The sequence below is a fragment of the Streptomyces sp. NPDC058534 genome (genome assembly GCF_042717365.1).
GTDB lineage: Bacteria > Actinomycetota > Actinomycetes > Streptomycetales > Streptomycetaceae > Streptomyces.
The window spans coordinates 5,099-29,379 of sequence record NZ_JBHXNW010000061.1; the positions used below are offsets into that span (position 1 = coordinate 5,099).

Consider the following 24,281-nt stretch of genomic DNA (forward strand, 5'->3'; position numbering starts at 1 on the left):
TTTTTTTTCTCTGCCTCTCATTAGCTAACACACCCCCGGGGGGGGGGGCGCGCCCGGCCGGGGGCGGCCCCCCCCCCCGGCCCCCCGGGCCCCCCCCCCCCCCCCCCCCGACACCCGGTTGCGATTCCTCCCCGGCGTGAACGCCGGAGCCTCCTCGCAAGAATCAGGTGAACCCCTGGTGGGCTGGGCGGGCTCAGCCGTCGCGGTCAGCCGCGGCGCGGCGCAGGGTCTCCAGGACTCTGCCCACCGCGCCGCCCTCCCCCGCCCCCTTCCGCACCGCCGCGACCACATGCCGTACCGGGCGGTCCGCGGTCAGCTCGCGCATCACCACGCCCTCCCTCGGCACCGCCGCCATGCGTGGGACCAGGGCCACGCCCATGCCCGCCTCGACCATCGCGAGGATCGCCGTCCAGCCGGCCGCCGCGTGGCCCTGGTGCGGGCGGAAGCCGGCCGCCTCGCATGCGCCCCGGGTGATGTCGGACCAGGGGCCGCTGCCGCCGAAGATCCACGGCTCGGCGGCGAGGTCGGCCAGCCGCAGCCCCTCCGCGCGGGCCAGCGGGTGGTCGCCGGGCAGGGCCACGTCCAGCGGGTCGGCGAGCAGCGGGACCCGGGTGAAGCGCGGGTCGGCGGCGCTCGGCGCCTGCGCGGCCAGTGAGAGAGCGAGGTCCACATCGCCGACGGCCAGCAGCTCGTACGCCTCCTGCGCCTCCGCCTCCCGCACCCGCACCGCGACGGCGGGGTGGGTCGCCCGCAGCGCGGTGACGGCCGGTACGACGAGGGCCGGAACGGCGGTGGAGAACGCGCCGACCCGTACCTCGCCGGCGTCCCCCCGGACATACGCCGCCAACTCGGCGTCCGCCCGTTCCAGTTGCTCGAAGACCGCCTCCGTGTGCAGCAGCACGAGACGGGCCGCGTCCGTCAGCCGGACCCGGCGGCCCTGGGCCCGCAGCAGCTCCACGCCGAGTTGCCTGGAGAGGTTCGTCAGCTGCTGGGACACGGCGGACGGCGTCATGTTCAGCGCCTCGGCCGTCGCGGTCACCGTGCCCCGTTCCTGCAGCGTCCGCAGGATCTGCAGCTTGCGGATGTCCCAGTCGGCCATGGCGGCAACCTATCCGCGGGCGGCCCCCGTCACCGACGCGACCCCGCGCCGAGGACGACGCCGCCGAGGATCAGCGCCATGCAGCCCGCCTGCGCCCAGCCGGTCGGCTCGGCCAGCAGCGCCCAGGACAGCAGGGCGACGCAGACGGGCTGGAGGTAGTAGACGACGCCCGCGCGGGACGGACCGATCAGGGAGATCGCCCTGTTCCAGGCGAAGAAGGCCACGGCCGAGGAGGCGACACCGACGTAGAGGAGGGCCAGGACGGTACCGGGCTCCGGGCTGAAGCCGCCCTGTGTGGCGAGGCTGACGCCTTGCGCGGGAAGCAGCATGAGCGTGCCGAACAGGAACGTGGTGAACAGGAACCCGGCCCCGTCCAGACCGGCGGGCCTGCGGCGCAGCAGCGCGCTGTACGACCCGAAGCAGCAGGCCGCGGCGATCATCCACAGGTCGCCGGCCGAGAAGCCCGCCCCTCCTCCGACCAGCAGCAGCACACCCGCGCAGGCGACGAGCAGCCCCGCCACCCGGCGGGCGCCGAGCCGTACGCCGCCCGCCCGTTCGTAGACCGCCATCAGCACCGGGGACGCCGCCATGATCATGCCCATGTTGGCGGCGGGGGTGGTGACGCCGGCCTGGTTGACGAGGGTGTTGTAGACGGTCACGCCGAGCAGCGAGGCGAGGAGTACGAAGCCGAGGTGGCGCCGGATGAGCGCGCGTTGCCGCCAGGCCCGCCGGGCGCCGAAGGGGGCCACGACCGCGAGCGCCACCACCCAGCGCCAGAACGCGTGCTGGACGGGCGGGACGCTGTCCCCCAGGGCACGGGATGCGACGAAGCTGCCGGACCAGACAACGGTGGCGAGTACGGCGAGCCCGATCCCGAGGGCGACAGGGCCGACGGGGGCGGCGGCAGGGGTATGAGCGGGTGTGATGGTCCGGCGGTCGGCTACTGCCACGGAGGTCCTTTCACTGGTCGGCGGTCGTGGTGGAGCTACCGTCGCAGGCCCGGACCCGTCAGGTCCATCGAATCTTTTCGACCGTTCATTGAAGGAGAACTGAAAGGTACGGGCGCCGTGTCCGCCGCCGTGCGCGGCGCCCGCTGCCCCGCGACCGTCGCCCCGAACGCCAGCGCCATGCCGGCCAGTTGCACCGGCGTCAGCGTCTCGCCGAGCGCCGCCCAGCCGACGACGGCGGCGGTGAGCGGCGAGAGCGGGCCGAGGAAGGTGACCTGGGTGGCGGAGAGCCGGCCGATGCCGCGGAACCAGAGCCAGTACGCCACCGCGGTGTTGGCCAGCGCCAGGTAGAGGTAGCCGCCGACCGCCGCGCCGTCCAGGGCGGGCGGGGCGCCCTCGACCAGCAGGGCGACCGGCGCGATGAGCAGCCCGCCCGCGGTCAGCTGCCAGCCGGTGAGGGCGAGCGGGCCGACGCCCTCGGGGCGGCCCCAGCGCTTGGTGAGCACGGTGCCGGTGGACATGGACGCGGCGGAGGCGAGGGCGGCCAGCGCGCCGAGCGCGTCCAGTCCCCCGGCTGCCTTCAGCACGACCAGGCTGACGCCGAACGCGGCGACGACGCCGGTGAGCACCGCGCGCGTGGTGGGCCGCTGCCCCAGCAGCAGGGCCGAGAGACCGACGACGAAGAGCGGGCCGACCGAGCCGACGACGGCCGCCATGCCGCCCGGCAGCCGGTAGGCGGAGAGGAACAGCAGCGGGAAGAAGGCGCCGATGTTCAGCGCGCCCAGCACCGCCGCCTTCCACCACCAGGCGCCGCGCGGCAGCACCCGGGCGAGCGCGAGCAGCAGCAGACCGGCGGGCAGGGCGCGCATCAGACCGGTGAACAGGGGCCGGTCCGGCGGGAGGAATTCGGTGGTCACGGCGTAGGTGGTGCCCCAGGAGACGGGGGCGAGGGCGGTGAGCAGTATGAGGGTGGGGCGACCGGCAGGCATGACAGACACGACAGACATGAAAAGTAGCTTACTCGTAAGCAAGTTTCCGTCAAGCTACTTTCTTGCGGTCGAGCGGAATCGCCTCGATACTCGTGCCATGACCGAACGCCCCGGGCCACTTCCCGAGCCATCCCCCGAGCCGCGCAAGGACCCCGTCGACGCGATCGTCGACCAGTGGGCGGTGGTGCGGCCCGACCTGGACACGGCCGCCATGGAGGTGTTCGGCCGGGTCTTCCGGCTGGCCCGCGCGATGGGCGACCGGATGGAGAAGGCGTACGCGCGCTTCGGTATCTCCCGCGGGGAGTTCGACGCCCTGGCCACCCTGCGCCGCTCCGGCGAGCCCTACACCCTCTCGCCCCGGCAGCTCTCGGCCACGCTGATGCTCACCACCGGCGGCATGACCGGCCGGCTCGACAAGCTCGAACGCGCGGGACTGCTGCGCCGCTCCCCCGACCCGCACGACCGCCGGGGACTCCAGGTCACGCTCACCGACCGGGGCCTGGAGCTGATCGACGAGGCGGTCGGCGCGGGCCTCGCCGTCCAGACGGAGGCCCTGTCCGCCCTCGACGCGCGCCAGGCCGGCCAGGTGGCCGGCCTGCTGCGGGACCTGCTGGCCGGCACCGAGAAGTAGACCGGGAAGCAGGCGGCCCGCTCAGCCCACGTGCGCGGCGACGGCCGACCCGGTCTCCGCCGCGCCGGCGTCGTCCGCCGCCCAGGCCACGTACCCGTCGGGGCGCACCAGCACGGTCGTACGGCGTCCGCTCGCCCAGCACTCCACGGACAGCCGCTCCTTGCGGTCGCCACCGTCCGGGTACACCTCCGCGCCCGGGGCCGACGCCGGGGTGATCAGCACGAACCGTCCGCCGCGCAACGCCTCGTAGAGCCGGCCCCCGCCCGCGAGGGTCAGGTCCGGGACGCGGGTGCCGGTCAGCCGGTGGGCGCCGCGGGGAGCGGGGTAGCGGTAGCCGATGCCCGTGATCCGGCCGGTGACCCGGCGACGGGCCGGGCCCACGCGGCCGAGGACGGTGGTGACCGCGGCCCGGAACGCCAGCGTCCAGGGGCGCCTGGCCATGGCGAGGCGCACGATGCCGCCGCTGCTGCGCAGCACCGACCTGCCGACGGGGTGCCGCTCGCGCTGGTACGTGTCCAGCAGCTCGGTCCCGGCGTGCCCGTGCAGCACGGCCGCCAGCTTCCAGCTCAGGTTCGCCGCGTCCTGGAGACCGGTGTTCAGGCCCTGCCCGCCGGCCGGCGTGTGCACGTGCGCCGCGTCGCCCGCGAGGAACACGCGGCCCACCCGGTAGGCGGGTGCCTGGCGTTCGTCGCTTCGGAAACGGGACATCCAGCGGGCGTCGTGCATCCCGAAGTCCCGGCCCAGGGCGAGGCGGGTGATCTCCTTGACCTCGTCGAACCCGACCGGCTCGGTGTCGGGGACGTCGCGGCCCCGGTGCCAGCCGATCACGCGGTGGTACCCGTCACCCAGCGGCGCCAGGAAGGCGAGGGCGTCACCGTTGGCGTTGACGGTCAGCAGGGTCTCCGGCTCCTCGGCGAGCCGTACGTCGGCGAGAACGGCGGAGCGGATGACCGAACGCCCGGGGAACGACAGGCCGATCGCCTCCCGCACGGTGCTGCGCATCCCGTCGGCGCCGACGACGTACGCCGCCCGCAGCGTCCCGGGCTCCCCGCCCGGCCCTCGGACCTCGACGGTCACGGTGTCGTCGGCCGGGTCCTGGTGCAGACCGGTCACCCCGGTCTCGTACCGGAACTCCACCCCCGCCTCCACCGCCCGCCGCTCCAGCACCTTCTCGACCTCGTACTGCGGGAGGACGAGGAGGTGCCGGAAGCGGGAGGGGAGGGTGGTGAGGTCGATGGTGAGGCGGCCGAAGACGCGGAGGCTGTCCAGGGGCCGGCCCATCGCCTCCAGTTCGTCCGCCAGGGCGCGGGCGTCGAACTGCTCCAGCGTGCGGGCGTGCAGGACGAAGGCGCGGGAGAGGTTGCTGATCCGGTGCGGGCGCTTCTCGACGAGGGTGACGGGGATGCCGGCGGTGGCGAGGTCGCCGGCGAGGAGCAGGCCGGTGGGGCCCGCTCCGACGACGATCACGGTGCGGGTGCCGGTGCCGGTGCCGGTGCGGGGGGTCTCGTGCCGGGTGCCGTTCATGTGGGCCTCCTTGGCGATGCCAACGGCTGTGTGCCAACGGCTTTGTGCCAACAACTGCGGGCCAACGCGCGCTTGCCAACGTGCGTTTGCCAACGATCGTTGTCACCGTAGGGCGGTTACGGACCGCCGTCAACACTTGTTGGCCCACGCATGTTGGCCTACGCTCGTAGGCATGCCCAGCACCACGCCCTCCAGCGGCACCCACGACCACGGCGAGCACGGCGGCCACGGCGGCCACGGCGGCCACGGCGACCAGGACGAGCACGACGACCACGGAACGACCGCCCGCCGCTCCGACTCCACCCGCGCCGCGATCCTGGACGCGGCTCGCGAGCGCTTCGCCGCCGACGGCTACGAGCGGGCCACCATCCGCGCCATCGCCCGGGACGCGCGCATCGATCCGTCGATGGTGATGCGGTACTACGGCAACAAGGAGGGCCTGTTCGCGGCGGCCGTCACCATCGATCTCGCGCTGCCCGACCTGTCCGAGCTGCCGCGCGAGGAGGTCGGACGGGCCCTGATGACGCACTTCCTCTCCCGATGGGAGGAGAACGAGGTGCTCACGGCCCTGCTCCGGGCCGGGACCACCAACCAGGCCGGAGCCGAGCGCATGCAGGGCATCTTCCGCGACCAGGTGCTGCCGGTCGCCCGACGGGTGTGCCCGGACCCCGAGCAGGCTCCCGCGCGGGCCGCGCTCGTCGCGACGCAGGTGCTCGGTCTGGCGCTCGCCCGGTACATCCTGCGGTTCCCGCCGGCCGTGGAGCTGCACCGCGAGGAGGTCCTGGCGTGGCTGGCGCCCACGCTCCAGCGCTATCTGACCGCGCCGAATCCCTGACAGCCGAATCCCTGAACCACGCGACCCCGACCCGTGAAAACGCCAAAGGGCGCCGCCCCCATCCGTGCGATGGGAGCGGCGCCCTCGGTCGAGCTGAGGTGTGAGGCCGGGCGTTGGCGGCTCAGACCCTTCAGACCTTCGCGGCCACCTCGGCCTTGGCCTTGGTCTTGCCCTTGGTCTTGCCCTTGGTGTTGGGGGTGATCACCCGGTGCTCCGGCTTGGACTTGTCCAGGACCATGACCAGACCGGCGATGACCACGAACAGGGCGAGCGGGGCCAGGACGTAGTAGCCCAGCGTCTCGATGACGCTCAGGCCGGTGCCGGGGTCGTCGCCGTCGTCGCGGGTCAGCGCGAGCGCGGGGGACGACATGAGCAGCATCATCAGCGTCGTACCGGCTGCCAGGGCGCCGGCGCGCAGGGCGTTCTTCTTGTCCACGGTGCCAAGTTAGCGAACGGCCTCGGGGACCGCGCGCCCGGGGTGCCCGTACGGGGCCCGCCGGCGCCCGGCTCAGCAGTCCCGGTCGCCGCCGCGTTCCCGTACGACGTCGATCAGGGCGTGCAGGCGGGGTGAGGCGGCCAGGTCCTCCAGGGTCACCGGGCGTCCCTCGGCGTCGGCGACGGGCAGCCGCCAGTTCGGGTACTGGTCCCAGGTGCCGGGGAGGTTCTGCGGGCGGCGGTCCCCGACGGCGTCCGGGAGCCAGATGCCGACCATGCGGGCCGGGGTGCGCAGCAGGAAGCGGTGCACGGCCTGGATCTCCGCCTCCTCGGCGGGGGTACCGGTGTCCCCGCCGGTGCCGTGCAGCAGCCCGAGCCGGGCCAGGACGTCGAGCCACTCCGCGGTGTCCGCCGCGGCCTCGGCGCGCTCCCGCTCCAGCGGGCGGGTGAGCAGGCCGAGGCGGTCGCGGAGTTCGACGTGCTCGCCGGTGAGGCGGGCGGCGGTGGACGGCAGGTCGTGGGTGGTGGCGGTGGCCAGGCAGTCGGCGCGCCACCGCTCGGGGGGCAGCGGCCGGCCGTCGCCGGTCCAGTCGCGCTCGAACCACAGCACCGAGGTGCCGAGCACCCCGCGTTCGCGCAGCGCCTCGCGCACGCCGGGTTCGACGGTGCCCAGGTCCTCGCCGATGACGACGGCGCCGGCCCGGGTGGCCTCCAGGACGAGGACGGCGAGCATGGCCTCGGCGTCGTAGTGGACGTAGGTGCCTTCGGTGGGCGGGTGGCCCTCGGGGACCCACCACAGGCGGAACAGGCCCATGACGTGGTCGACGCGCAGCGCGCCGGCGTAGCGGAACAGGCCGCGCAGCAGGTCCCGGAAGGGCGCGTACCCGGAGTCGGCGAGGCGGTCGGGGCGCCAGGGTGGCAGGCCCCAGTCCTGGCCGAGGGCGTTGAAGGCGTCGGGCGGGGCGCCCACCGACATGCCGCGGGCGAAGTGGTCCTGCTGCGCCCAGGAGTCGGCGCCGCGCGGGTGCACGCCGACGGCGAGGTCGTGGACGATCCCGACCGGCATGCCGGCCTCGCGGGCGGTGTGCTGGGCGGCGGTGAGCTGGGTGTCGGTGAGCCAGGTGAGCCGGGAGTGGAAGTCGACGCGGTCCATCAGCTCGGTGCGGGCGCGGTCGGTGGCGGCCGAGCGGGGGTCGCGCAGGCCCTCGGGCCAGCGGTGCCAGTCGGGACCGTGGATCTCGGCGAGCGCGCACCAGGTGGCGTGGTCCTCCAGCGCGGTGCCCTGTGCGGCGAGGTAGTCGCAGTAGGCGGCGCGGCGGCCGGGTCCGAGGGGGACCTCGTGGAGCAGGTCGAGGGCGTCGCGCTTCAGCTCCCACACGGCGTCGCGGTCGATGAGGGCGCCGTCGTCCAGTACGGCGCCGCGCAGCCGCCCCGCCCGTTCCCCGAGCGTCCGGGCGCGGTCGGGGTCGGTGACGTACGCGTACTCGGGCACGTCCTCGATCCGCAGGTGGACGGGGTCCGGGAAGCGGCGCGAGGAGGGCCGGTACGGGGAGGGGTCGGAGGGGGCGCCGGGCACGGCCGCGTGCAGGGGGTTGACCTGGACGAATCCGGCGCCGAGGGCGCGTCCGGCCCAGTCGGCCAGTTCGCGGAGGTCACCGAGGTCGCCCATGCCCCAGGAGCGGCGGGAGAGGAGGGAGTAGAGCTGGACGAGGAAGCCGTGGGAGCGCCCGGCGGGCGCGGGCAGCCGGGCGGGCGCCACGATCAGGTGGGCCTGTGCGGTGCGGCCGTCGGGGGCGGTGGCGGTCAGGCGGTGGACGCCGGACGGGAGCCGTCCGGCGTCGTCGCGGGTCTCGCCCTGCTCGGTGTCGACGCGGAGCCGGGTGCCCTCGGGCAGTGCGGCGAGGGCGGCCGGCGTGCCGCCGTCGCTCCGGCCGACGACGGTGGGCCGCAGCAGGCGGTCACGCAGCCCGGTCTCGCGGGCGGCGAGCGCGGCCCGTACGGCCTCGGGGGTGCTCGTGTCCACGCCGAGGGCGGCCAGCGCGAGGCTCACCGCGGTGGCCGAGGCCGGGACGGTGCGGTCCGGGGACGGACGGTAGGAGGTGGCGACGCCGTGCAGGGCGGCGAGCCTGGTCAGATCCTCGGGAAGGTCCTCGGCGGGGGGCTCGGCCGGCCCGGCTGCTGGCATCTGTGATCTACGACCTCGTCGGTTCCGGGACGGCGAAGGAGGGGCCGCCCTGCTCCGGCACGTCCGCCGTGAGCTCGGGCGAGGACTCGCTGGTCAGCGGTACGGCGTCGGCGAACGGCGACTCGCTGGTCAGGGGCTCGGCGTCGGGCAGCGGAGGTTCGCTGGTCAGCGGGGTCTCGGCGAAGCTCTGGGCGGCGCCGAAGACGCAGTAGTGCGGGGGCTCGGAGGCGGCGGAGGGCTTGGCCCAGGGCGTGGACGGCTCCGCCACGGGTTTGGAAGGGGCCGGGAGCAGGAGGGGTGCAGCCACGGAGGTCTCCTTTGGGTCGGGCTGTGTTGCGAGCACGCTTATGGCGGGTTACAGCGGCCCCCTACCCAGTCGACGCCGACCCAGACCTGACCTGACCGACAACGTGCCCCTCATCACATTGTGCCCCCGCGCGTCATCACCTTCGACTGCGCCCGCGTGGGCGGACACGCGGCCGGCGGGGCGACGGAGTGCCGTGCCGCCACCAGGCCCCCGCGCCGGCCGAGGGCAAACGGAGCATTTCGCGAGGGCGAACAGAACATTCACGCACCTTCGGGTGATTCACCGCGAAATTCGAAGTTGCCTGACCGGTAACTACTGCGCTAGATTCCGTTTGCGGGGACATCAGCCCCTGCGCTCACGGGGGTGGGGGAATGCGGGGGGCTTTCCGCTTCACAAATATCTACCCATGCCCCATAAGGGAAGAATAGAGATTATGAAGCGCAGTGCTCGTATTTCGATGGTGACCGGCACGGCGGCAGTGATCACGCTCGCGCTCGCCCCCATCGCCGAAGCCAACTGGAGCAGCTCGATCACGGCCGCCAGCGCGTCGTTCGAGTCGCGCCGCTGGTCGGACGAGCTGTACTCGCAGGTCCTGTTCACCAACTGCACCACCGACGGCTCCAAGAGCACCGACGTGCAGATGTGGAACGACATATCGCTGCAGCCGGACGAGTCCTACGACAACAAGACGTACACCGCCTGCTTCGGCGGCGGGACCAGCAACGGCGAGTGGACCGACCTGCCGTCCGGCAAGCGGGACTACTACTTCAAGATCATGAAGATTGGCGGCTCCACCTTCGGCCCGCAGCTGAGCGTGAAGAGCGTCTCCGTCGACACCACCAAGGCCGACGGCTGATCTCAGCCCATTGGGGGGCGTCCCACCCGGGGCGCCCCCGTCCCGGCCCGGAACGTGGTCAGTGAGACTCCATGAAATTCAGTACCAGTCTGCGCAGCGGTAGTGTCCGATGGGCCGGACCAATCGTCCTCGCCCTGACTCTCCTCTATTATCTGGCGGGCGAAACAGCGCCTCTTTCCAGCTATTACAATTACGCACCCAGCATTATCGCGGAGCCGCTCAAGACGCTTTACGCGTTGGCTTATGCGACTGCTGCCGCACTGGCCTGCTGGGAAAGTGGCCGACTGCGGAGCGCACGGGTATGGGCACTGGCACCCGCTCGTTCGCGTTATCGCATCGCGGCCAACGCCCTCGCACCCGTGATCGCGCTGTCCTGGCTGGTCCTGTTGCTGCCTGCGGCGGTCTCGCTGGCCCGGTCCGCCACCCTGCCCACTCTCGACGGCCTGCGACTGCCGCTCGCCGGACTGGTCCTGTGCGTCGCCCACGCCGTCCTGGGGTTCGCCGTCGGCTGCTGGCTGCCCCGCATCATCGCCACCCCGATCCTGGCCGTGGCCGACTGGATCACCGTCGCCTTCACCCGTGCCGTACTGCCCTATTGGCCCCGCCACGTCTCAGGTCAGTTCGGCAGCATCGGCTACGGAGAGGTACCCGACCTGATCACGGCGGCGGTGCCCGTGCTGCTGGCCGGCGGCATCGCCGTGGGCCTGCTGATCCTCTGGCTGCCCTACGGCTGGCGGGCCGTCCGGGTCGTCGTCGCGGCCGTGGTCGCCGTGACCGGCGTGCTGGGTGCCTACCGAGCCGCCTCCGGCTGGTCGGCCACACCGCCGCTGACCAGCGGGCACGTCGCGATGGTCTGCTCCGGGAGCGCGCCGCGCATGTGCGTGCCGGAATTCAACGCGCAGCGTCTGCCACAGGTCCAGCGCGAGACCGCCGAGGCACTGCGCGTACTGCGCGAGGCCGGGGCGACCACGGCCCGACCCGAACTGATCACCGACAGCTACGCCGACGGGCGCCTGCGGAAGCCGTCCACGGACACCAAGTGGCGCATGGTCCTCACCGGTGCGGTGCGCGGCGGCGACGCCACGTACCAGATCGTCGTACGCTCCCTGCACTTCCGCTGCAAGCAGGTCCCCGCACGCAATGCGCACGCCGCCTGGCTGTGGGCTGCCGTCAAGACCGGCCAGGAAGACGCGTACCGGCAGCGGCGGGCGCAGGAGGGCCGGGACCCCGTGGCGGTCGAACTGGAGAAGCTGGTGCGGGCCGACGTCAAGAAGGTGCTGGCCGAGCCCGCGGCCGAGCAGTCGCGGTGGATCAGGCGCACGCTCGACACCTGTGAGGCGAAGGCGTCGTGAGGTGGTGGTTCAAGGCGCGCCGGGGCCACCAGTTGCTCCCCCTCGCCCTCGTCGCTTTCGCCGCCGCGCTCTACGCGGTGCAGGGCACCACGGTGCTGCTGCCCTCCATCACCGGCGCCCCCAGGGTCGCGCTGTCGATGTTCGTGCCCGTCCCCCTCTTCGCCTGCCTGATGGCTGCTCTGGAGTCGCGGCTGCCCGCCGCCGAGGTCTCCGGGGTCCGCCCCCTGACCCGCCTCGACAACCTGCTCGTGGTCGCGGTGGTGGGCGCTGCTGTGCTGTGCAGTGCGCTGGTGGCCGCCGCCCAAGGCACGGCAGGCGCCACGGCCGGCGGGCGCAACGCGGTGTTCCTGACCGGCCTGATGCTGCTCGGCCGGGCCTGGGCCGGCCAGTCGGCGGTGATGATCCCGGTGGGGTGGCTGGTCACCGTCGTGGTCGTCGGGTTCCGCGGGAACGTGCCGCACCTGTGGACCGTTGTCGCCCTCCCCGCGGACAACTTGTTCGCGGCCGTCGCCTCCCTGGCGGTGCTCGCCATCGGCCTTGCCGCCCAGATCCGTTCGTCGAGGAAAACAGCGTGACACTCGAACTCAGCAACTGCACCTACGGCTACCGGCGCTGGAAGCAGCCCGTGCTGCGGGACTTCTCCTACGCCCTGCCGGAGGGTCTCACCGTCCTGCTCGGTCCCAACGGCGCGGGCAAGTCCACCCTGCTGAAGCTCGCGGCCTCGGTGAACAGGCCGCAGCAGGGCCGGGTGACCCTGGACGGCGAACCGGCCGGCACGGCCACCTACCGGCAGGCCGTGGCGTGGATGCCGCAGGACATCGTCCCCATGCCCACGCTGACCGCGCGGGAGTACGTCGCCTATGTCGGCTGGCTCAAGGGGATGAACCGCGCGGAGGCCTGGCAGCAGGCGCGCCGGGCCCTGGGGCGGGTGAACCTGGCCGACCAGGCGGGTACGCGCACGAATCGCCTCTCCGGCGGCCAGCTGCGCCGGGTGGGCGTCGCGGGTGCGCTGGTGCACGGCGCGCGGATCCTGCTGCTGGACGAGCCCACCGCCGGCATGGACCCCTACCAGCGCCGCGTGTTCCGGGACATCCTGCGCACGCTCACCGACGACGTACGGGTCCTGCTGTCCACGCACGACGTCGCCGACCTCGCGGAGGAGGCCGACCACGTCACCGTCATGTACGGCGGCAGCGTCCTCCACCACGGCGACACGGACAGCTTCCTGACGCACACCCCGCCCGGAACCGTGGAGGGGCGCGCCGCCGAGGCGGCCTACACCGCGCTGCTCAGGGACCGGGGCGTGGCCGCCTGATCCTGTACGACGCCGGTCGATGAAGTCGCGAAAGCGAACGACAAGCGGGCAGGCTAACCCAGTTCGGGGTAGAAGCCCCGCTGGTTCGGCGAGAGGTCTGCGATGTATAGCTGACCGGCGCCCCGGCAGAACAGGCAGACACGTTCCGTGTGGCACACGACGCAGCGGGTGTGCCGGCGGCCCGCGGCGAAGGCCTGGGCGCGTGCCCGCCGCAGCCGGGGCACGCGCCCAGGCCTTCGCACTCGTAGCACAGCACATACCCGGGCGAGACGGTCTCGGGCGTGCACACCGGCTCGGGCCACCGGAACTCCTGCGGACCGTACAGAAGCATCGCCGGTGTCCGCCCCGTGAACACCACGGTGGGTGTGTGGCCGCTCACACGGACCTCGATACCGCTGCCGTCCTGACGGCCGGTGACCACGTACCAGCGCTTCGGCCCGTCGTTCTCCTGCGACTCGGCCACCTCCCCCTGCGCCGAGTCGAGCAGGACGGCTGCGCGGGACGCGGCCTCGGCGGGACGGACGCTCGCGGGCCGCTCCCCGCGGAATTGGGCCCAGTACTCGTGACGCAGCGGCTCGCGCCACTCCACGACCCTCGGCCCGCTGAAGAGCAGCGAGCCGAGATCGCTGCCCGGAGTCAGACCGCCGATCAGTTCCACCATCCGCGCACGCAGAATCCGGCCCAGCCGGTCCAGCTTCTCGCTCGCGCCCGGTATCTGCGCCAAGGCTGCCCCCTCCGTACGGGACCCCGACCGGCCCGCCGATCGCAGGTAATCTACGGGCCGTTGATACCCGCGAGTCCCCCTCCAACGCTCGTGTTTCCAAAGCGGCGGCGCACAGTCCCCCGCCACGACGAAACGAGGACCGCATGCCGGCGGAGCCGACCCAGGCCGCGCTCCGCGCCCGGCTGCTGTGGTACTTCACCGAGACGCTCGGGGCGCTGCCTCCCGAACTAGCGCTTGCGCTGCGGCATCCGGACCTTCCCAAGGCGACGTTCCACGACGGTGTGACCCTGCCCTCGAACGACTTCCGACCGGTACTACGATCTGATGTTGCGGGTCTGGGTGGGGCAGGGCTGGACGATCGAGGCCGACCGGGATTCACGCCCGCGCGGCTGCAGTACGCGGACACCCGACGGGTACGGGTTCGCTCTCACACAGAGTGTGAACGGATACCTCAGCCTGTGCGGAGTGACTCCGCCCTTCGCAGCCGATTTCGGCCACAGGATCCCCGTTCCCGACCCGAATCGACCACCCGTCAGACCTACTCGGCTGACGGCGAGTCCACGTACGGGACGAGACCGTGCAGCCGCTGCCCTTCGGCAACGAGGTTGTCCTGCCCGAGCCGGTCGGGATCGCCCTGGACACCGAGCCGCCCTGCCCGTGACCGTTCCGGTGAACGACTCGTGTGCGGAGGTCAGTTCAGCGACGCGGTGAACTCCGTCCACGCCTCCGGGGTGAGGCGGAGTATCGGGCCGTCGCCGGAGTCCTTGGAGTCGCGGACGGCCACGGTTTCGGGGACGTTGAGGGCGACTTCCACGCACTCGCCGCTTCCGCTGCTGTAGCTGGACCTCACGAAGTCGAAGCCGTTCATCAATGCATGTCCTCGCTGATGCTCTCGATCAGTCTGAGCGAGTCCTTGGGCGCCAGGCTCAGTCGTGCGGTGCGGTCGAAGAACGAGCTGTACGTGGCGCTTTCGCCCCCGTCCTCGACCCACACGGTAGCCGCGATGGTGTCGACGTGGACCACATCCACGGCCTCGGGCTCGACGAACGAGACGATGCTGAAGGCTCCAGCCATACAGGCGTGCCCGCCCGCACGGAACGGCAGCACCTGAAGCCGCACGTTGGGAAGTTGCGCCAGCTCCAGGATGCGGTGGAGCTGCGCACGCATCACGTCGGGCCCGCCAACCTGCTGCCGCAGAGCCGCTTCCCAGATGACCGCGTACAACTGAAGGGGTTCGCTCCCCTCCAGACGCTCCTGCCGCTTCTTCCGGACGTCGACGACACCCTCGATCTCGTCCGGATCCGTCCAGACACCCTCGCTGACCACCAGCGCCCTCGTGTACTCGGGCGTCTGGAGCAGGCCGGGTACGAAGGACTGTTGCCAGGTGCGGATCCGACTGGCCACATCCTCCATGGAGATGTACTCCGCCACCGCCTCGGCCTGCGGCGACTGCCTCCACCACCCCTTGGCCTTACGACGTTCCCGGTCCAGCCGAGCGAGGCCGAGCAGCCGGTTGACGGTCCGGCCCTCGCGCCCCACCCCGTAGAACTCACAAAGCGCGCGGATGTCCGGGTCCCTCATGGGAACCCAGCCGCGTTCCATCTTCACGACCTTCGTCGCGGTCGCCGAGATGGCCCCGGCTGCCTGCTGCTGGGTCCTGCCCGATGCGTCACGCAGACGCAGCAGCTCGGCACCCAGCTTGCGGCCCAGAACCGTCGAGATCCGGTTTCCTGCGGCTTGAGTTGATCGCGTCACCGCCACAGTGTCGCGCCGATCCGTCTATCCCGTCCAACTCTGGGGAATTAATTCCCTGTAGCGATTGCCCCCGGGAAGACGAACCCACTACGTTGAGTATCCAGCCGCTGACTCCGTGGCCCCTTCCTCGGCGGAAGTGCACCGCGCTGCCCTCGCGCAGGCGCGGCAGAGCCACCGCCGCTCGCATCAGGAGGCTCCTCTCCATGACAGACCCCGCGCCCCTGCCCACACCGCTCCTCCGCGAAGACCGCCTCGACTACACCCCCACCCAGCGCAGCATCCCCCTCGCCCGGCGCAGAGCCGCCCGACTCGTTGCCGAGTGGGGACAGCCGGGACTCGCCGGAGACATCGCCCTCGTCGTCTCGGAGCTGATGACCAACGCCTTGCTGCACGGCAGCCTCCGGGGACGGCTCATCCGCGTGCGGGTCACCCTCGGTCACCGCACCCTGCGGGTCGAGGTGAGCGACCCGCGCGGTGAGCGGCTGCCGAGCCCGCGCCCGGTCGGGAGCGCCGCCGGTCAGTTCGGACGAGGACTCTTACTGGTCGAGGCGGTCACCGCGCGGTGGGGCTGGGAGCCGCGCACCGTCGGCAAGACCGTGTACGCCGAGTGGGACATCTCCTCCCCCGCCCGGCATCCCCTACGGTGAGGCATGTGACCGCCAACCCGCCCCAGATGCTCGTCACCGAATTCGAAGAACTCGCCCGGCATGCCGTCAGGACGGCGGAGGGCGCGCGCCTGGAGTTCATTCACGGGAGTCTGAGCGGGAAGGCATCGCCCGACGGCAACCGCGGAAGCACGCTGCAGTGGCTCACCCGCGCTTGCCTGCAACAGCGCCCCGAGCTGTGGCTGAACTCCCGGCAGGGTCTGATCGTCGGCGCCCGCCGCGAGGGCCGTGCCCGCCCCGACGGCTCCCTCGCCCCCAGCTACACCTTCGGCGGCGCCGGCGAATGGGCCGACCCCGCCCCCGTCCTCATGGTCGTAGAAGTCACCTCGTACGACTCCGACACCGACCGGCGCGACCGCGTCGAGAAGCCCCGCGCCTACGCCGAGACCGGCATCCCCGTATACCTCCTGATCGACCGTGACACCTGCGAGGTCAAGGTGCACAGCCGGCCGGACGGGGGCCGGTACGAGACCGTGCAGACGCTGCCCTTCGGCAAGGAGGTTGTCCTGCCCGAGCCGGTCGGGATCGCGCTGGACACCGAGCCGCTGAAGAACTGGGTGCGCTGAGCGGCCCCGGCCCGGCGTACGCGAAGGCCCGGACCGTCAGGCGGAAATGCCGTCGATCCGGGCCATCGCGTCCTCCGCGCCGTACGGCTGCAAGTAGGGCAGCCAGCGCGGGTCCCTATGGCCCGTGCCGATGATGCGCCAGGCCAGGCCGGTGGGTGGGGCGGGTTTGTGGTGCAGGCGCCAGCCGATCTCGCCGAGGTGCCGGTCGGCCTTGACGTGGTTGCAGCGGCGGCAGGACGCCACCACGTTGTCCCAGGCGTGCAGCCCCCCGCGGCTGCGCGGGATGACGTGGTCGACGCTGGTGGCGACGGCGCCGCAGTACATGCAGCGGCCCCCGTCGCGGGCGAACAGCGCCCGTCGGGTCAGCGGGACGGGCCCCCGGTAGGGGACCCGCACGAACCGCTTGAGCCGGACCACGCTGGGTGCGGGCACGGTGACGGTCGCGCTGTGCAGGTAGGCGCCGGACTCCTCAAGGCATACGGCCTTGTTCTCGAGGACGAGGACGAGCGCGCGGCGGAGCGGTACGACGCCGAGCGGCTCGTACGACGCGTTGAGGACCAGGACATGCGGCACGGGTGCCTCCTTGGGCGTCGGCGGCGCGTGGCTCGCGCCGGGACGATCTGGTTCAGTCTCCCCTCATGGCTGGTCGAAGCGCCACCATGTCCCGGTAACGGGCCGGGAGTGTTTTCGACCACACGGGGCGCGGCGCCGGGGGCGTGACCAGTCCGAGCGCGGGTGAGGACCGTCTCTCCCGCCCATTTCGGGCCGTTCCGCGCCCGGTGCCCCGTTAGTGTGGTGCATCTGCCCGTCCGGTGACCTTTCCGTGACCTTGGACCGGACCTCTCAGGACGGGCCGCCGCACCTGGAGGTAAGCCGTCGTGTCCCTGTCCGCCGCCGTCCGCATGGCCGCCGGTCCATCGCCGTCCCCGACCCCCTCGGAGTCGACGACGACACCGGTGCCCTCGCTCCAGGACGCCCAGGAACAGGCGACGAACGCCGCGGGCTGGGTCGAGGAGAACTGGTCGACGTGGCTCGCGATCGGGCTGCGGGTGCTGGTGATCGTGGTGATCGCGGCGGTCCTGCGGGCGGTGGTGCGGCGGGCGATCACCAAGCTGATAGAGCGGATGAACCGCAGGACCGGGTCGTCCGGCGGCACCGCGCTGAGCGGACTGCTGGTCAACGCCGAGCGGCGCCGGCAGCGTTCGGAGGCCATCGGGTCCGTACTGCGCTCGATGGCCAGCTTCGTCGTCCTCGGCACCGCCGCGCTGATGATCCTGGGCACCTTCCAGATCAACCTGGCCCCGCTGCTGGCGTCCGCCGGTGTCGCGGGCGTGGCGATCGGCTTCGGCGCCCGCAACCTGGTCACCGACTTCCTGTCCGGCGTCTTCATGATCCTGGAGGACCAGTACGGCGTCGGCGACAGCATCGACGCGGGCGTGGCCTCCGGCGAGGTCATCGAGGTCGGGCTGCGGGTGACCAAGCTGCGCGGCGTCGACGGCGAGATCTGGTACGTCCGCAACGGCGAGGTCAAGCGGATCGGCAACCTCTCCCAGGGCTGGTCCACGGCCGGCGTGGACGTGACCGTCCGCTCCGACGAGAACCTGGACAAGGTGAAGGAGACCCTCGCCGCGGTCGGCGAGCGGATGAGCAAGGAGGAGCCCTGGAACGAGATGCTCTGGGGTCCGATCGAGGTCCTCGGCCTGGACTCCGTACTGCTCGACTCCATGGTGGTGCGGGTCTCCGCGAAGACCATGCCCGGCAAGGCCCTCACCGTCGAGCGTGAGCTGCGCTGGCGCATCAAGCGGGGCTTCGACGAGGCCGGCATCGCGATCGTCGGCGGGGCCACGTTCCCGGTGGACGGCGTCCCGGCCGCCGCCGACCCGACGGCGGGTGTCGCGGCGCCGTCGGCGTACGCGAGCACGGTGTCGCCGCAGTCCGTCGCCGCGTCCCCGATTCCTCCGCCGAGCACCAGTAAGTAGCCGGACCGGGCCCCCACCGCCCGGATACCAACCCGACGCCGCCCCCGAGGTAACGACTGCGTTGCCTCGGGGGCGGTCTCTTGACGCCCCCTCCCGGGCGGGCCTACGTTTCTCAGCCAACAGGAAACTTTCCTAACAGTCACCGTCGGTGGGGCGCGCAGTGGACTTACCCGTCCCCCACTGAAAGGCTGAGCGGCCGAGAGGCAGGTGTGGACACGCATGGCAGGTACCGCCGGAACGCCGGGCACCCCGCGCGTCCTGCGCGCCATGAACGACCGGGCCGCCCTGGACCTCCTGCTGGAGCACGGGCCGCTGTCCCGGACCCGGATCGGCAAGCTGACCGGCCTGTCGAAGCCGACCGCCTCGCAGTTGCTGGCCCGACTGGAGGCCGCGGGGCTGGTGCTGGCCGGGGGTACTACCGAGGGGCGTCCCGGGCCCGGCGCCCAGCTCTACGAGGTCAACCCGGCCGCCGCGTACGCCGCCGGACTCGACGTCACCCCGGACCGCGTCCTGGCCGCGGTCGCCGACGTCACCGGGCGCACCGTCGGCCGGTACGAGCTGCCGACCCCGGGCCGGCGGCCCGTCGCCCCGGTCGTCCAGCAGGTCACGGACGCCCTCGACGGCGCGGTGAAGGCCGCCGGACTCGCCCGGGCCGACGTCCACCGCCTCGTCATCGGCACCCCGGGCGCCTTCGACCCGGGCACCGGACGGCTGCGCTACGCCTCCCACCTGCCCGGCTGGCACTCCCCCGCCCTCCTCGACGAACTCGCCGCCGCGCTGCCGATGCCGGTGGAGTACGAGAACGACGTGAACCTCGCGGCCGTGGCCGAGCAGCGCCTCGGCGCGGCCCGGGGGCACGAGGACTTCGTGCTGCTGTGGAACCAGGAGGGCCTGGGCGCCGCGCTGGTCCTCGGCGGCCGGCTGCACCGCGGCTGGACCGGCGGCGCGGGCGAGGTCGGGTTCCTGCCGGTGCCGGGCGCCCCGCTGGTCCGCAAGGTCAGCCGGACCGGCAGCGGCGGCTTCCAGGAGCTGGCCGGTTCCCAGGCGCTGCCGGGACTGGCCCGCGAGCTGGGCCTCACCGACCTGCCGTCGGGGCCGTACTACGAGGCCGCCGCGGCCCTCGTCGCCCGTGCCGCGCACACCGACGACGACCCGCACCGCCGGCTGCTCCAGACCTACGCCACCCGCCTGGCCACCGGCCTCGCCTCCCTCGTCTCGGTGCTCGACCCCGAGCTGGTGGTCCTGAGCGGCACCTCGCTCGCGGCCGGCGGCGAGGCGCTGCGCGACCTGGTCCAGGACGAGCTGGAGGAGCTGGCCGCCTCCCGGCCCCGGCTCGTCGTCGGTGACGTGACCGAACACCCCGTACTGCGCGGCGCGCTGGAGAGCGCGCTCGCGACCACCCGCGACGAGGTCTTCGACACCTCACGCTGAGCCACCCCCGCACGGCACCACCCACCCCGCACCAGCGCCCCCCGTCCCGCCACGCCCTGCCCCAGGGAGCTTCGCCATGCCCGGAATATCCAGAAAAGCCGCGCTCGCGGTCGCCACCTCCGCCTCCCTCGCCCTGCTCGCCACCGCCTGTACCGGCGAGGCCGATTCCGGCGCCTCGGACGATCCGAACGCCGCAGAAGGCGCTCGTCAAGGGCGTCACACTGACACTGACCCGAGCAAAGGGGGATGACTGCATGAAACTCACCGTGGTCGGCGGCGGTTCGACCTACACGCCCGAACTCGTGGACGGCTTCGCCCGGTTGCGGGACGCGCCGCCCGTCGAGGAGCTGGTCCTCGTCGACCCGGCGGCGGACCGGCTGGAACTGGTCGGGGGCCTCGCCCGCCGCATCTTCGCCAGGCAGGGACACGACGGCCGTGTCGCCACCACCTCCGACCTGGACGCGGCCGTGGAGGGCGCCGACGCCGTACTGCTCCAGCTGCGCGTCGGCGGCCAGGCGGCCCGCGAGCAGGACGAGACCTGGCCGCTGGAGTGCGGCTGCGTCGGCCAGGAGACGACCGGCGCGGGCGGCCTGGCCAAGGCGCTGCGCACGGTGCCGGTGGTGCTGGACATCGCCGAGCGGGTCCGGCGGGCCAACCCGGACGCCTGGATCATCGACTTCACCAACCCGGTCGGCATCGTGACCCGGGCCCTGCTCCAGGCGGGCCACCGGGCGGTCGGCCTGTGCAACGTGGCGATCGGGCTGCAGCGCAAGTTCGCCGCGCTGCTCGGCGTGACGCCCGCCGACGTCCACCTGGACCACGTGGGCCTCAACCACCTCACCTGGGAGACCGGCGTCCGGCTCGGCGGCCCCGAGGGCGAGGACGTCCTGCCCCGGCTGCTCGCCGAACACGGGGACGCGGTCGCCGCCGACCTCCGCCTGCCCCGGCCCCTCCTGGACCGCCTCGGCGTCGTCCCCTCCTACTACCTGCGCTACTACTACGCGCACGACGAGGTCGTGGACGAACTGCGCACCAAGCCCTCCCGGGCCGCCGAGGTCGCGGAGATGGAACGGCGACTGCTGGAGATGTACGGCGATCCGGCCCTGGACGAGAAGCCCGCCCTGCTCGCCAAGCGCGGCGGCGCCTACTACTCGGAGGCCGCCGTGGACCTGGCCGCCGCCCTGCTCGGCGGCGCGGGCTCCCCGTACCAGGTGGTCAACACGTACAACCGGGGCACGCTGCCCTTCCTGCCCGACGACGCCGTGATCGAGGTGCCGGCCGCGGTGGGGCCCAAGGGTGCCGCCCCGCTGCCGGTGGCGGCCGTGGACCCGCTCTACGCGGGCCTGATGGCGAACGTGACCGCGTACGAGGACCTCGCCCTGGACGCGGCCCTGCGCGGCGGCCGGGACCGGGTCTTCCGGGCGCTGCTCGCCCACCCGCTCGTCGGCCAGTACGGGTACGCCGAGCAGCTCACCGACCGGCTGATCGCACACAACCGGGAGCACCTGGCGTGGGCCTGACCGCGAGCGTCCTCGCCGTCGACGCGGGCAACAGCAAGACCGACGTGGCCGTCGTGACGGCGGACGGGGAGGTGCTGGGCACGGCCCGCGGCGGTGCCTTCCGCCCGCCCGCGGTGGGCGTCGAACGGGCCGTGGACGCCCTGGCGGAGGCGGTGACGCGGGCCTTCGCGGCGGCTGGTGTCGGCTCCGTCGAGCATGTGTCGGCGTGCCTGGCCAACGCCGACCTGCCCGTGGAGGAGGAGCAACTGGCCGCCGCGCTGCACGCGCGCGCGTGGGGCGCGAGTGTCGACGTGCGCAACGACACGTTCGCGATCCTGCGGGCCGGCGTCGACGAGCCGCTCGGCGTCGCCGTCGTGTGCGGGGCCGGCGTCAACTGCGTCGGCATGCGCCCCGACGGCCGCACCGCCCGCTTCCCCGCCATCGGCCGCCTGTCCGGCGACTGGGGCGGCGGCTGGGGGCTGGCCGAGGAGGCGCTGTGGCACGCGGCACGCGCGGAGGACGGCCGGGGCGGGCCCACGGAACTGGCCCGGACGCTGCCGGCGCACTTCGGGCTCGATTCGATGTACGCCCTCATCGAGGCCCTGCACCTGCGACACGTCGAACCCGTCCGGCGCCACGAGCTGACCCCCGTGCTGTTCGCCACGGCGGCGGCCGGCGACCCGCTCGCCCGGTCGATCGTGGACCGGCAGGCCGACGAGGTGGTGGCGATGGCGACGGTCGCGCTGACCCGGCTGGACCTGCTGTCCGAACCGGCGCCGGTCCTGCTCGGCGGCAGCGTCCTGGCGGCGCGCCATCCGCAGCTCGACGACCGGATACGGGAGCTGCTGGCGGCCCGCGCCCCCAAGGCCGTCCCCACGGTGGTGACGGCACGGCCGGTGCTGGGCGCGGCGCTGCTGGGTCTGGACCGGGTGGGTGCGGGGGCCGGGGCCCGTGCGCGGGTGCGGGAGCGGTTCGCGGTCTGAGGCCGCGCCGGACGGGCGGCGGGGCCGGCTCGGGGAACCGAACCGGTTCCGCCGGCGTATTCATGGGCAGGGGTGGTGCGTTGCACCGTGATCAAATCAAGATCGGGTGAAGGCCGGTGCGAATGTCGGTGCGGGCAGCGATACTTGCGGCGACGGATGACCATGGGGGAGGTCAGGAGTGACTCGACCGCCGAAGGGCAGCAGCGCGGCGCCGCCGGGCCCGGGCATGCCCGCGCCGCCCGCCGTGCCGCCGCAGTCCGGCCCCCCGGCGCCCGAGCAGGGCCCGGCCGGCGGCTCACCCGCGGCGCCCTCGCAGCCGCCGGCCCCACCGCGGCGCACCGCCTTCGCCGAGGGCGTGGACCGGCTGCGCGCGGCGGCGGTCACCGAACCGGGACGCCTGCGCATCATCGGCGCGCTGCTCGCCGCGCTGGTCGTCGCCTTCGGCGCCGTCACCGCCTGGCAGATGAACGACCGGTCCACCGCGGCCGACGACGTGCTGACCCGCAGCCAGCCCCTCAGCTCCGCCGCGGCCGGCATCTACCGCTCCCTGGCCGAGGCCAACACGGCGGCCTCCAGCGGCTTCCTCGCCGGCGGCCAGGAGACCAAGGACTCCCGCGACCGGTACGACAACGGCATCCGCGCCGCCGCCGAAGGGCTCGTCACCGCCGCCGCCAACTCCGACCCCGACTCGCCGGCCGCGAAGACCATCGCCAGGCTGAACCGGCTGCTGCCCGAGTACAAGGGCCTGGTCGAGCGCGCCCGCACCTACAACCGGCAGGGCTTCCCGGTCGGCGGCGCCTACCTGCGCTACGCCAACGAGAAGATGCAGAAGGAGATGCTCCCGGCGGCGGAGGACCTCTACAAGACGGAGAACCGGCGGCTGAGCGCCGACTACGGCGACGCCAAGCCCTACCCCTGGGCCGCGATCGCCCTCGGCGTCGTGGTGCTCGCCGCGCTGGCCTGGGCGCAGCACCGCAACTACCGGCGCACCAACCGGGTCCTGAACCACGGCCTGGTCGCCGCCACCGCCACCGCCACGGTCGTCATGCTCTGGCTGGTCGTCGGCCACAGCGTCGCCCGGTCGAACCTGACCGACTCCTACGAGCACGGCGTACGCTCGCTGAACGCGCTGAACGAGGCCCGCATCGCCTCCCTCAAGGCCCGGGGCAACGAGAACCTCACCCTGGTGTCCCGCGGCGCGGAGACCACCAAGGTGGGCGACAAGACGTACGACTCCTACGACCTGGCCTTCGGGAAGAACATGGACGCCCTCGGCAAGGCGCTCGCGGAGGCGGGAAAGCTCGCCGACGACCAGGCGGGCGAGTCGCCCGTGGACGCGGCAGGCGGCAACATGACGGAGTGGAAGAAGCGGCACGCCTCGGCCCGCGAGCAGGACGACTACGGCAACTACCAGCAGGCACTGGACCTGGTGATAGGCGGCGAGGGCGCCACCGTCGAGTGCTTCGACGGCGTCGACGACTCGCTGGCCACCGCGCTCGCGCACGAGAAGGACGAGTTCGAGCGGTCGGCCGGCGACGGCGTGGACGCGATGACCCTCCTGCCCCAGGGAGCCGGGATACTGGCGGGACTGGGCGCGGCCGGCGCGCTGCTGGGCATCGGACGCAGGCTGTCGGAGTACCGGTGAGGCGGGACGGGCGGCCGGCGGGCCGGTGGGAAGGGGACCCCATGGAAAGGGGCGCAGGAGGCGCAGGGGGCGTGAGGATGCGTGCGCGGCGATTGCGGACCGGGCTGAAGGGCTGGGGCGGGGTGGGCGCGATGGCCTTCGCCTGCGCCCTCGCGGTGCTGTTCGCCCTGCTCCTGCCGATGGTCCGCTCACACGGCGAGAGCGGCGGCGCGGGCGGCGCGGACGACGGCCACGGCGTCGCCCACGGCAGCCAGGCCCGGGCCGCGCAGGAGTGCCCGGACCCGGAGAAGCAGACCCTCTCCCCGTCCGCGGCCGACGGCCCCACCATCGACGAGATCCGCGGCCGCGAGGGCGAGAAGCGCAAGCTGATCGTCGGCGTCGACCAGAACAGCTACCGCTGGGGCTACCGCGACCCGAACAGCGGCGGCGACGCCGAGCTGGAGGGCTTCGACATCGACCTGGCGCACCGCCGGGGCGGGGGGCCGAACGCGCGCCGCCCGCGCCCGCGGTGGTCTTGGACACACCCACAACACACACACACGCGCCGGCACAGTCACGC

General features: G+C 72.9%; 24 protein-coding genes and 1 pseudogene. 14 read left to right on the forward strand and 11 right to left on the reverse strand.

All coding sequences use genetic code 11. The features are described 5' to 3' along the window. Nucleotides 1–193 precede the first annotated feature (193 nt). The 3 genes from ACFWR9_RS30275 to ACFWR9_RS30285 are packed head-to-tail and all read right to left on the reverse strand — an operon-like array spanning nucleotide 194 to nucleotide 3,035. Nucleotides 194–1,099 (reverse strand): LysR family transcriptional regulator, encoded by a 906-nt coding sequence (locus ACFWR9_RS30275; protein WP_383847389.1) that lies wholly within the window; start codon nucleotides 1,097–1,099, stop codon nucleotides 194–196. Between the two features lie 29 nt (nucleotides 1,100–1,128). Further along, on the reverse strand, nucleotides 1,129–2,049 hold the full coding sequence (locus ACFWR9_RS30280; RefSeq protein ID WP_383847391.1) for a DMT family transporter: 921 nt from the start codon (nucleotides 2,047–2,049) through the stop codon (nucleotides 1,129–1,131). A gap of 35 nt (nucleotides 2,050–2,084) precedes the next feature. After that, nucleotides 2,085–3,035, reverse strand: coding sequence for an EamA family transporter (locus tag ACFWR9_RS30285; protein ID WP_383847459.1), 951 nt, complete (start codon nucleotides 3,033–3,035; stop codon nucleotides 2,085–2,087). Nucleotides 3,036–3,132: 97 nt separating this feature from the next. Here ACFWR9_RS30285 and ACFWR9_RS30290 point away from each other — a divergent pair, with 97 nt between their 5' ends. After that, the gene (locus ACFWR9_RS30290; RefSeq protein WP_383847393.1) at nucleotides 3,133–3,666 is read left to right on the forward strand and encodes a MarR family winged helix-turn-helix transcriptional regulator; all 534 of its coding nucleotides are present in this window, start codon (nucleotides 3,133–3,135) and stop codon (nucleotides 3,664–3,666) included. A 21-nt stretch (nucleotides 3,667–3,687) separates the two neighbouring features. Here the strand turns inward: ACFWR9_RS30290 and ACFWR9_RS30295 are convergent, their stop codons facing one another. Further along, nucleotides 3,688–5,190, reverse strand: a complete 1,503-nt coding sequence (locus tag ACFWR9_RS30295) for an FAD-dependent monooxygenase (protein ID WP_383847395.1) — start codon at nucleotides 5,188–5,190, stop codon at nucleotides 3,688–3,690. Nucleotides 5,191–5,362: 172 nt separating this feature from the next. Between ACFWR9_RS30295 and ACFWR9_RS30300 the strand changes: the two genes are divergently transcribed. Next, on the forward strand, nucleotides 5,363–6,025 hold the full coding sequence (locus ACFWR9_RS30300) for a TetR family transcriptional regulator (RefSeq protein ID WP_383847397.1): 663 nt from the start codon (nucleotides 5,363–5,365) through the stop codon (nucleotides 6,023–6,025). A 130-nt stretch (nucleotides 6,026–6,155) separates the two neighbouring features. Here the strand turns inward: ACFWR9_RS30300 and ACFWR9_RS30305 are convergent, their stop codons facing one another. The 3 genes from ACFWR9_RS30305 to ACFWR9_RS30315 all read right to left on the reverse strand — a co-directional run bounded on the left by ACFWR9_RS30305 (nucleotide 6,156) and on the right by ACFWR9_RS30315 (nucleotide 8,952). After that, a complete protein-coding gene (locus ACFWR9_RS30305) occupies nucleotides 6,156–6,461 on the reverse strand; it encodes a hypothetical protein (RefSeq protein WP_383847399.1) in 306 nt (101 codons plus the stop codon). Between the two features lie 72 nt (nucleotides 6,462–6,533). Continuing rightward, nucleotides 6,534–8,645 carry a 4-alpha-glucanotransferase gene (malQ, locus tag ACFWR9_RS30310; protein WP_383847401.1) on the reverse strand — a complete coding sequence of 704 codons (2,112 nt, stop codon included), beginning with the start codon at nucleotides 8,643–8,645 and terminating at the stop codon, nucleotides 6,534–6,536. Between the two features lie 7 nt (nucleotides 8,646–8,652). Further along, nucleotides 8,653–8,952 carry a hypothetical protein gene (locus ACFWR9_RS30315; RefSeq protein WP_383847403.1) on the reverse strand — a complete coding sequence of 100 codons (300 nt, stop codon included), beginning with the start codon at nucleotides 8,950–8,952 and terminating at the stop codon, nucleotides 8,653–8,655. Between the two features lie 433 nt (nucleotides 8,953–9,385). Between ACFWR9_RS30315 and ACFWR9_RS30320 the strand changes: the two genes are divergently transcribed. The 4 genes from ACFWR9_RS30320 to ACFWR9_RS30335 all read left to right on the forward strand — a co-directional run bounded on the left by ACFWR9_RS30320 (nucleotide 9,386) and on the right by ACFWR9_RS30335 (nucleotide 12,475). Next, nucleotides 9,386–9,808 (forward strand): hypothetical protein, encoded by a 423-nt coding sequence (locus tag ACFWR9_RS30320; protein ID WP_383847405.1) that lies wholly within the window; start codon nucleotides 9,386–9,388, stop codon nucleotides 9,806–9,808. A 359-nt stretch (nucleotides 9,809–10,167) separates the two neighbouring features. Continuing rightward, entirely contained in the window at nucleotides 10,168–11,160 is a 993-nt protein-coding gene (locus tag ACFWR9_RS30325) for a hypothetical protein (protein ID WP_383847407.1), read from the forward strand. After that, nucleotides 11,157–11,735, forward strand: coding sequence for a hypothetical protein (locus ACFWR9_RS30330; RefSeq protein WP_383847409.1), 579 nt, complete (start codon nucleotides 11,157–11,159; stop codon nucleotides 11,733–11,735). The genes ACFWR9_RS30325 and ACFWR9_RS30330 overlap by 4 nt, the downstream gene beginning before the upstream one ends. Further along, nucleotides 11,732–12,475 carry an ATP-binding cassette domain-containing protein gene (locus tag ACFWR9_RS30335; RefSeq protein WP_383847411.1) on the forward strand — a complete coding sequence of 248 codons (744 nt, stop codon included), beginning with the start codon at nucleotides 11,732–11,734 and terminating at the stop codon, nucleotides 12,473–12,475. The genes ACFWR9_RS30330 and ACFWR9_RS30335 overlap by 4 nt, the downstream gene beginning before the upstream one ends. Here the strand turns inward: ACFWR9_RS30335 and ACFWR9_RS30340 are convergent. The 3 genes from ACFWR9_RS30340 to ACFWR9_RS30350 form a co-directional block, all read right to left on the reverse strand. Continuing rightward, complete coding sequence (locus ACFWR9_RS30340; protein WP_383847413.1) at nucleotides 12,450–13,199, reverse strand: hypothetical protein; 750 nt, start codon at nucleotides 13,197–13,199, stop codon at nucleotides 12,450–12,452. The two genes, ACFWR9_RS30335 and ACFWR9_RS30340, sit on opposite strands and share 26 nt — an antisense overlap. Before the next feature lie 691 nt (nucleotides 13,200–13,890). Further along, entirely contained in the window at nucleotides 13,891–14,067 is a 177-nt protein-coding gene (locus ACFWR9_RS30345) for a DUF397 domain-containing protein (RefSeq protein WP_383847415.1), read from the reverse strand. Further along, nucleotides 14,067–14,954, reverse strand: a complete 888-nt coding sequence (locus ACFWR9_RS30350; RefSeq protein WP_383847417.1) for a helix-turn-helix domain-containing protein — start codon at nucleotides 14,952–14,954, stop codon at nucleotides 14,067–14,069. Before ACFWR9_RS30350 ends, ACFWR9_RS30345 begins: the two co-directional genes overlap by 1 nt. 203 nt (nucleotides 14,955–15,157) lie before the next feature. On the opposite strand from ACFWR9_RS30350, the gene ACFWR9_RS30355 reads away from it, so the two are divergent. After that, nucleotides 15,158–15,601 (forward strand): ATP-binding protein, encoded by a 444-nt coding sequence (locus ACFWR9_RS30355; RefSeq protein WP_383847418.1) that lies wholly within the window; start codon nucleotides 15,158–15,160, stop codon nucleotides 15,599–15,601. Nucleotides 15,602–15,627: 26 nt separating this feature from the next. Continuing rightward, on the forward strand, nucleotides 15,628–16,185 hold the full coding sequence (locus ACFWR9_RS30360) for a Uma2 family endonuclease (RefSeq protein WP_383847461.1): 558 nt from the start codon (nucleotides 15,628–15,630) through the stop codon (nucleotides 16,183–16,185). Between the two features lie 36 nt (nucleotides 16,186–16,221). On the opposite strand, the gene ACFWR9_RS30365 is transcribed toward ACFWR9_RS30360, so the two are convergent. Then, nucleotides 16,222–16,758 carry an HNH endonuclease gene (locus ACFWR9_RS30365; protein WP_125495453.1) on the reverse strand — a complete coding sequence of 179 codons (537 nt, stop codon included), beginning with the start codon at nucleotides 16,756–16,758 and terminating at the stop codon, nucleotides 16,222–16,224. 305 nt (nucleotides 16,759–17,063) lie between these two features. Here ACFWR9_RS30365 and ACFWR9_RS30370 point away from each other — a divergent pair, with 305 nt between their 5' ends. The 6 genes and pseudogenes from ACFWR9_RS30370 to ACFWR9_RS30395 form a co-directional block, all read left to right on the forward strand. Beyond that, complete coding sequence (locus ACFWR9_RS30370) at nucleotides 17,064–18,164, forward strand: mechanosensitive ion channel family protein (protein WP_383847420.1); 1,101 nt, start codon at nucleotides 17,064–17,066, stop codon at nucleotides 18,162–18,164. 219 nt (nucleotides 18,165–18,383) lie between these two features. Beyond that, nucleotides 18,384–19,595: an ROK family protein gene (locus ACFWR9_RS30375; RefSeq protein WP_383847422.1), complete on the forward strand. Its 1,212-nt coding sequence runs from the start codon at nucleotides 18,384–18,386 to the stop codon at nucleotides 19,593–19,595. Nucleotides 19,596–19,849: 254 nt separating this feature from the next. Then, the gene (locus ACFWR9_RS30380; protein WP_383847423.1) at nucleotides 19,850–21,115 is read left to right on the forward strand and encodes a 6-phospho-beta-glucosidase; all 1,266 of its coding nucleotides are present in this window, start codon (nucleotides 19,850–19,852) and stop codon (nucleotides 21,113–21,115) included. Next, nucleotides 21,106–22,077 (forward strand): N-acetylglucosamine kinase, encoded by a 972-nt coding sequence (locus tag ACFWR9_RS30385; protein ID WP_383847425.1) that lies wholly within the window; start codon nucleotides 21,106–21,108, stop codon nucleotides 22,075–22,077. Before ACFWR9_RS30380 ends, ACFWR9_RS30385 begins: the two co-directional genes overlap by 10 nt. Nucleotides 22,078–22,303: 226 nt before the next feature. Further along, complete coding sequence (locus ACFWR9_RS30390; RefSeq protein WP_383847463.1) at nucleotides 22,304–23,722, forward strand: hypothetical protein; 1,419 nt, start codon at nucleotides 22,304–22,306, stop codon at nucleotides 23,720–23,722. 77 nt (nucleotides 23,723–23,799) lie between these two features. Next, nucleotides 23,800–24,281, forward strand: a pseudogene (locus ACFWR9_RS30395) (hypothetical protein); the annotation flags it as partial.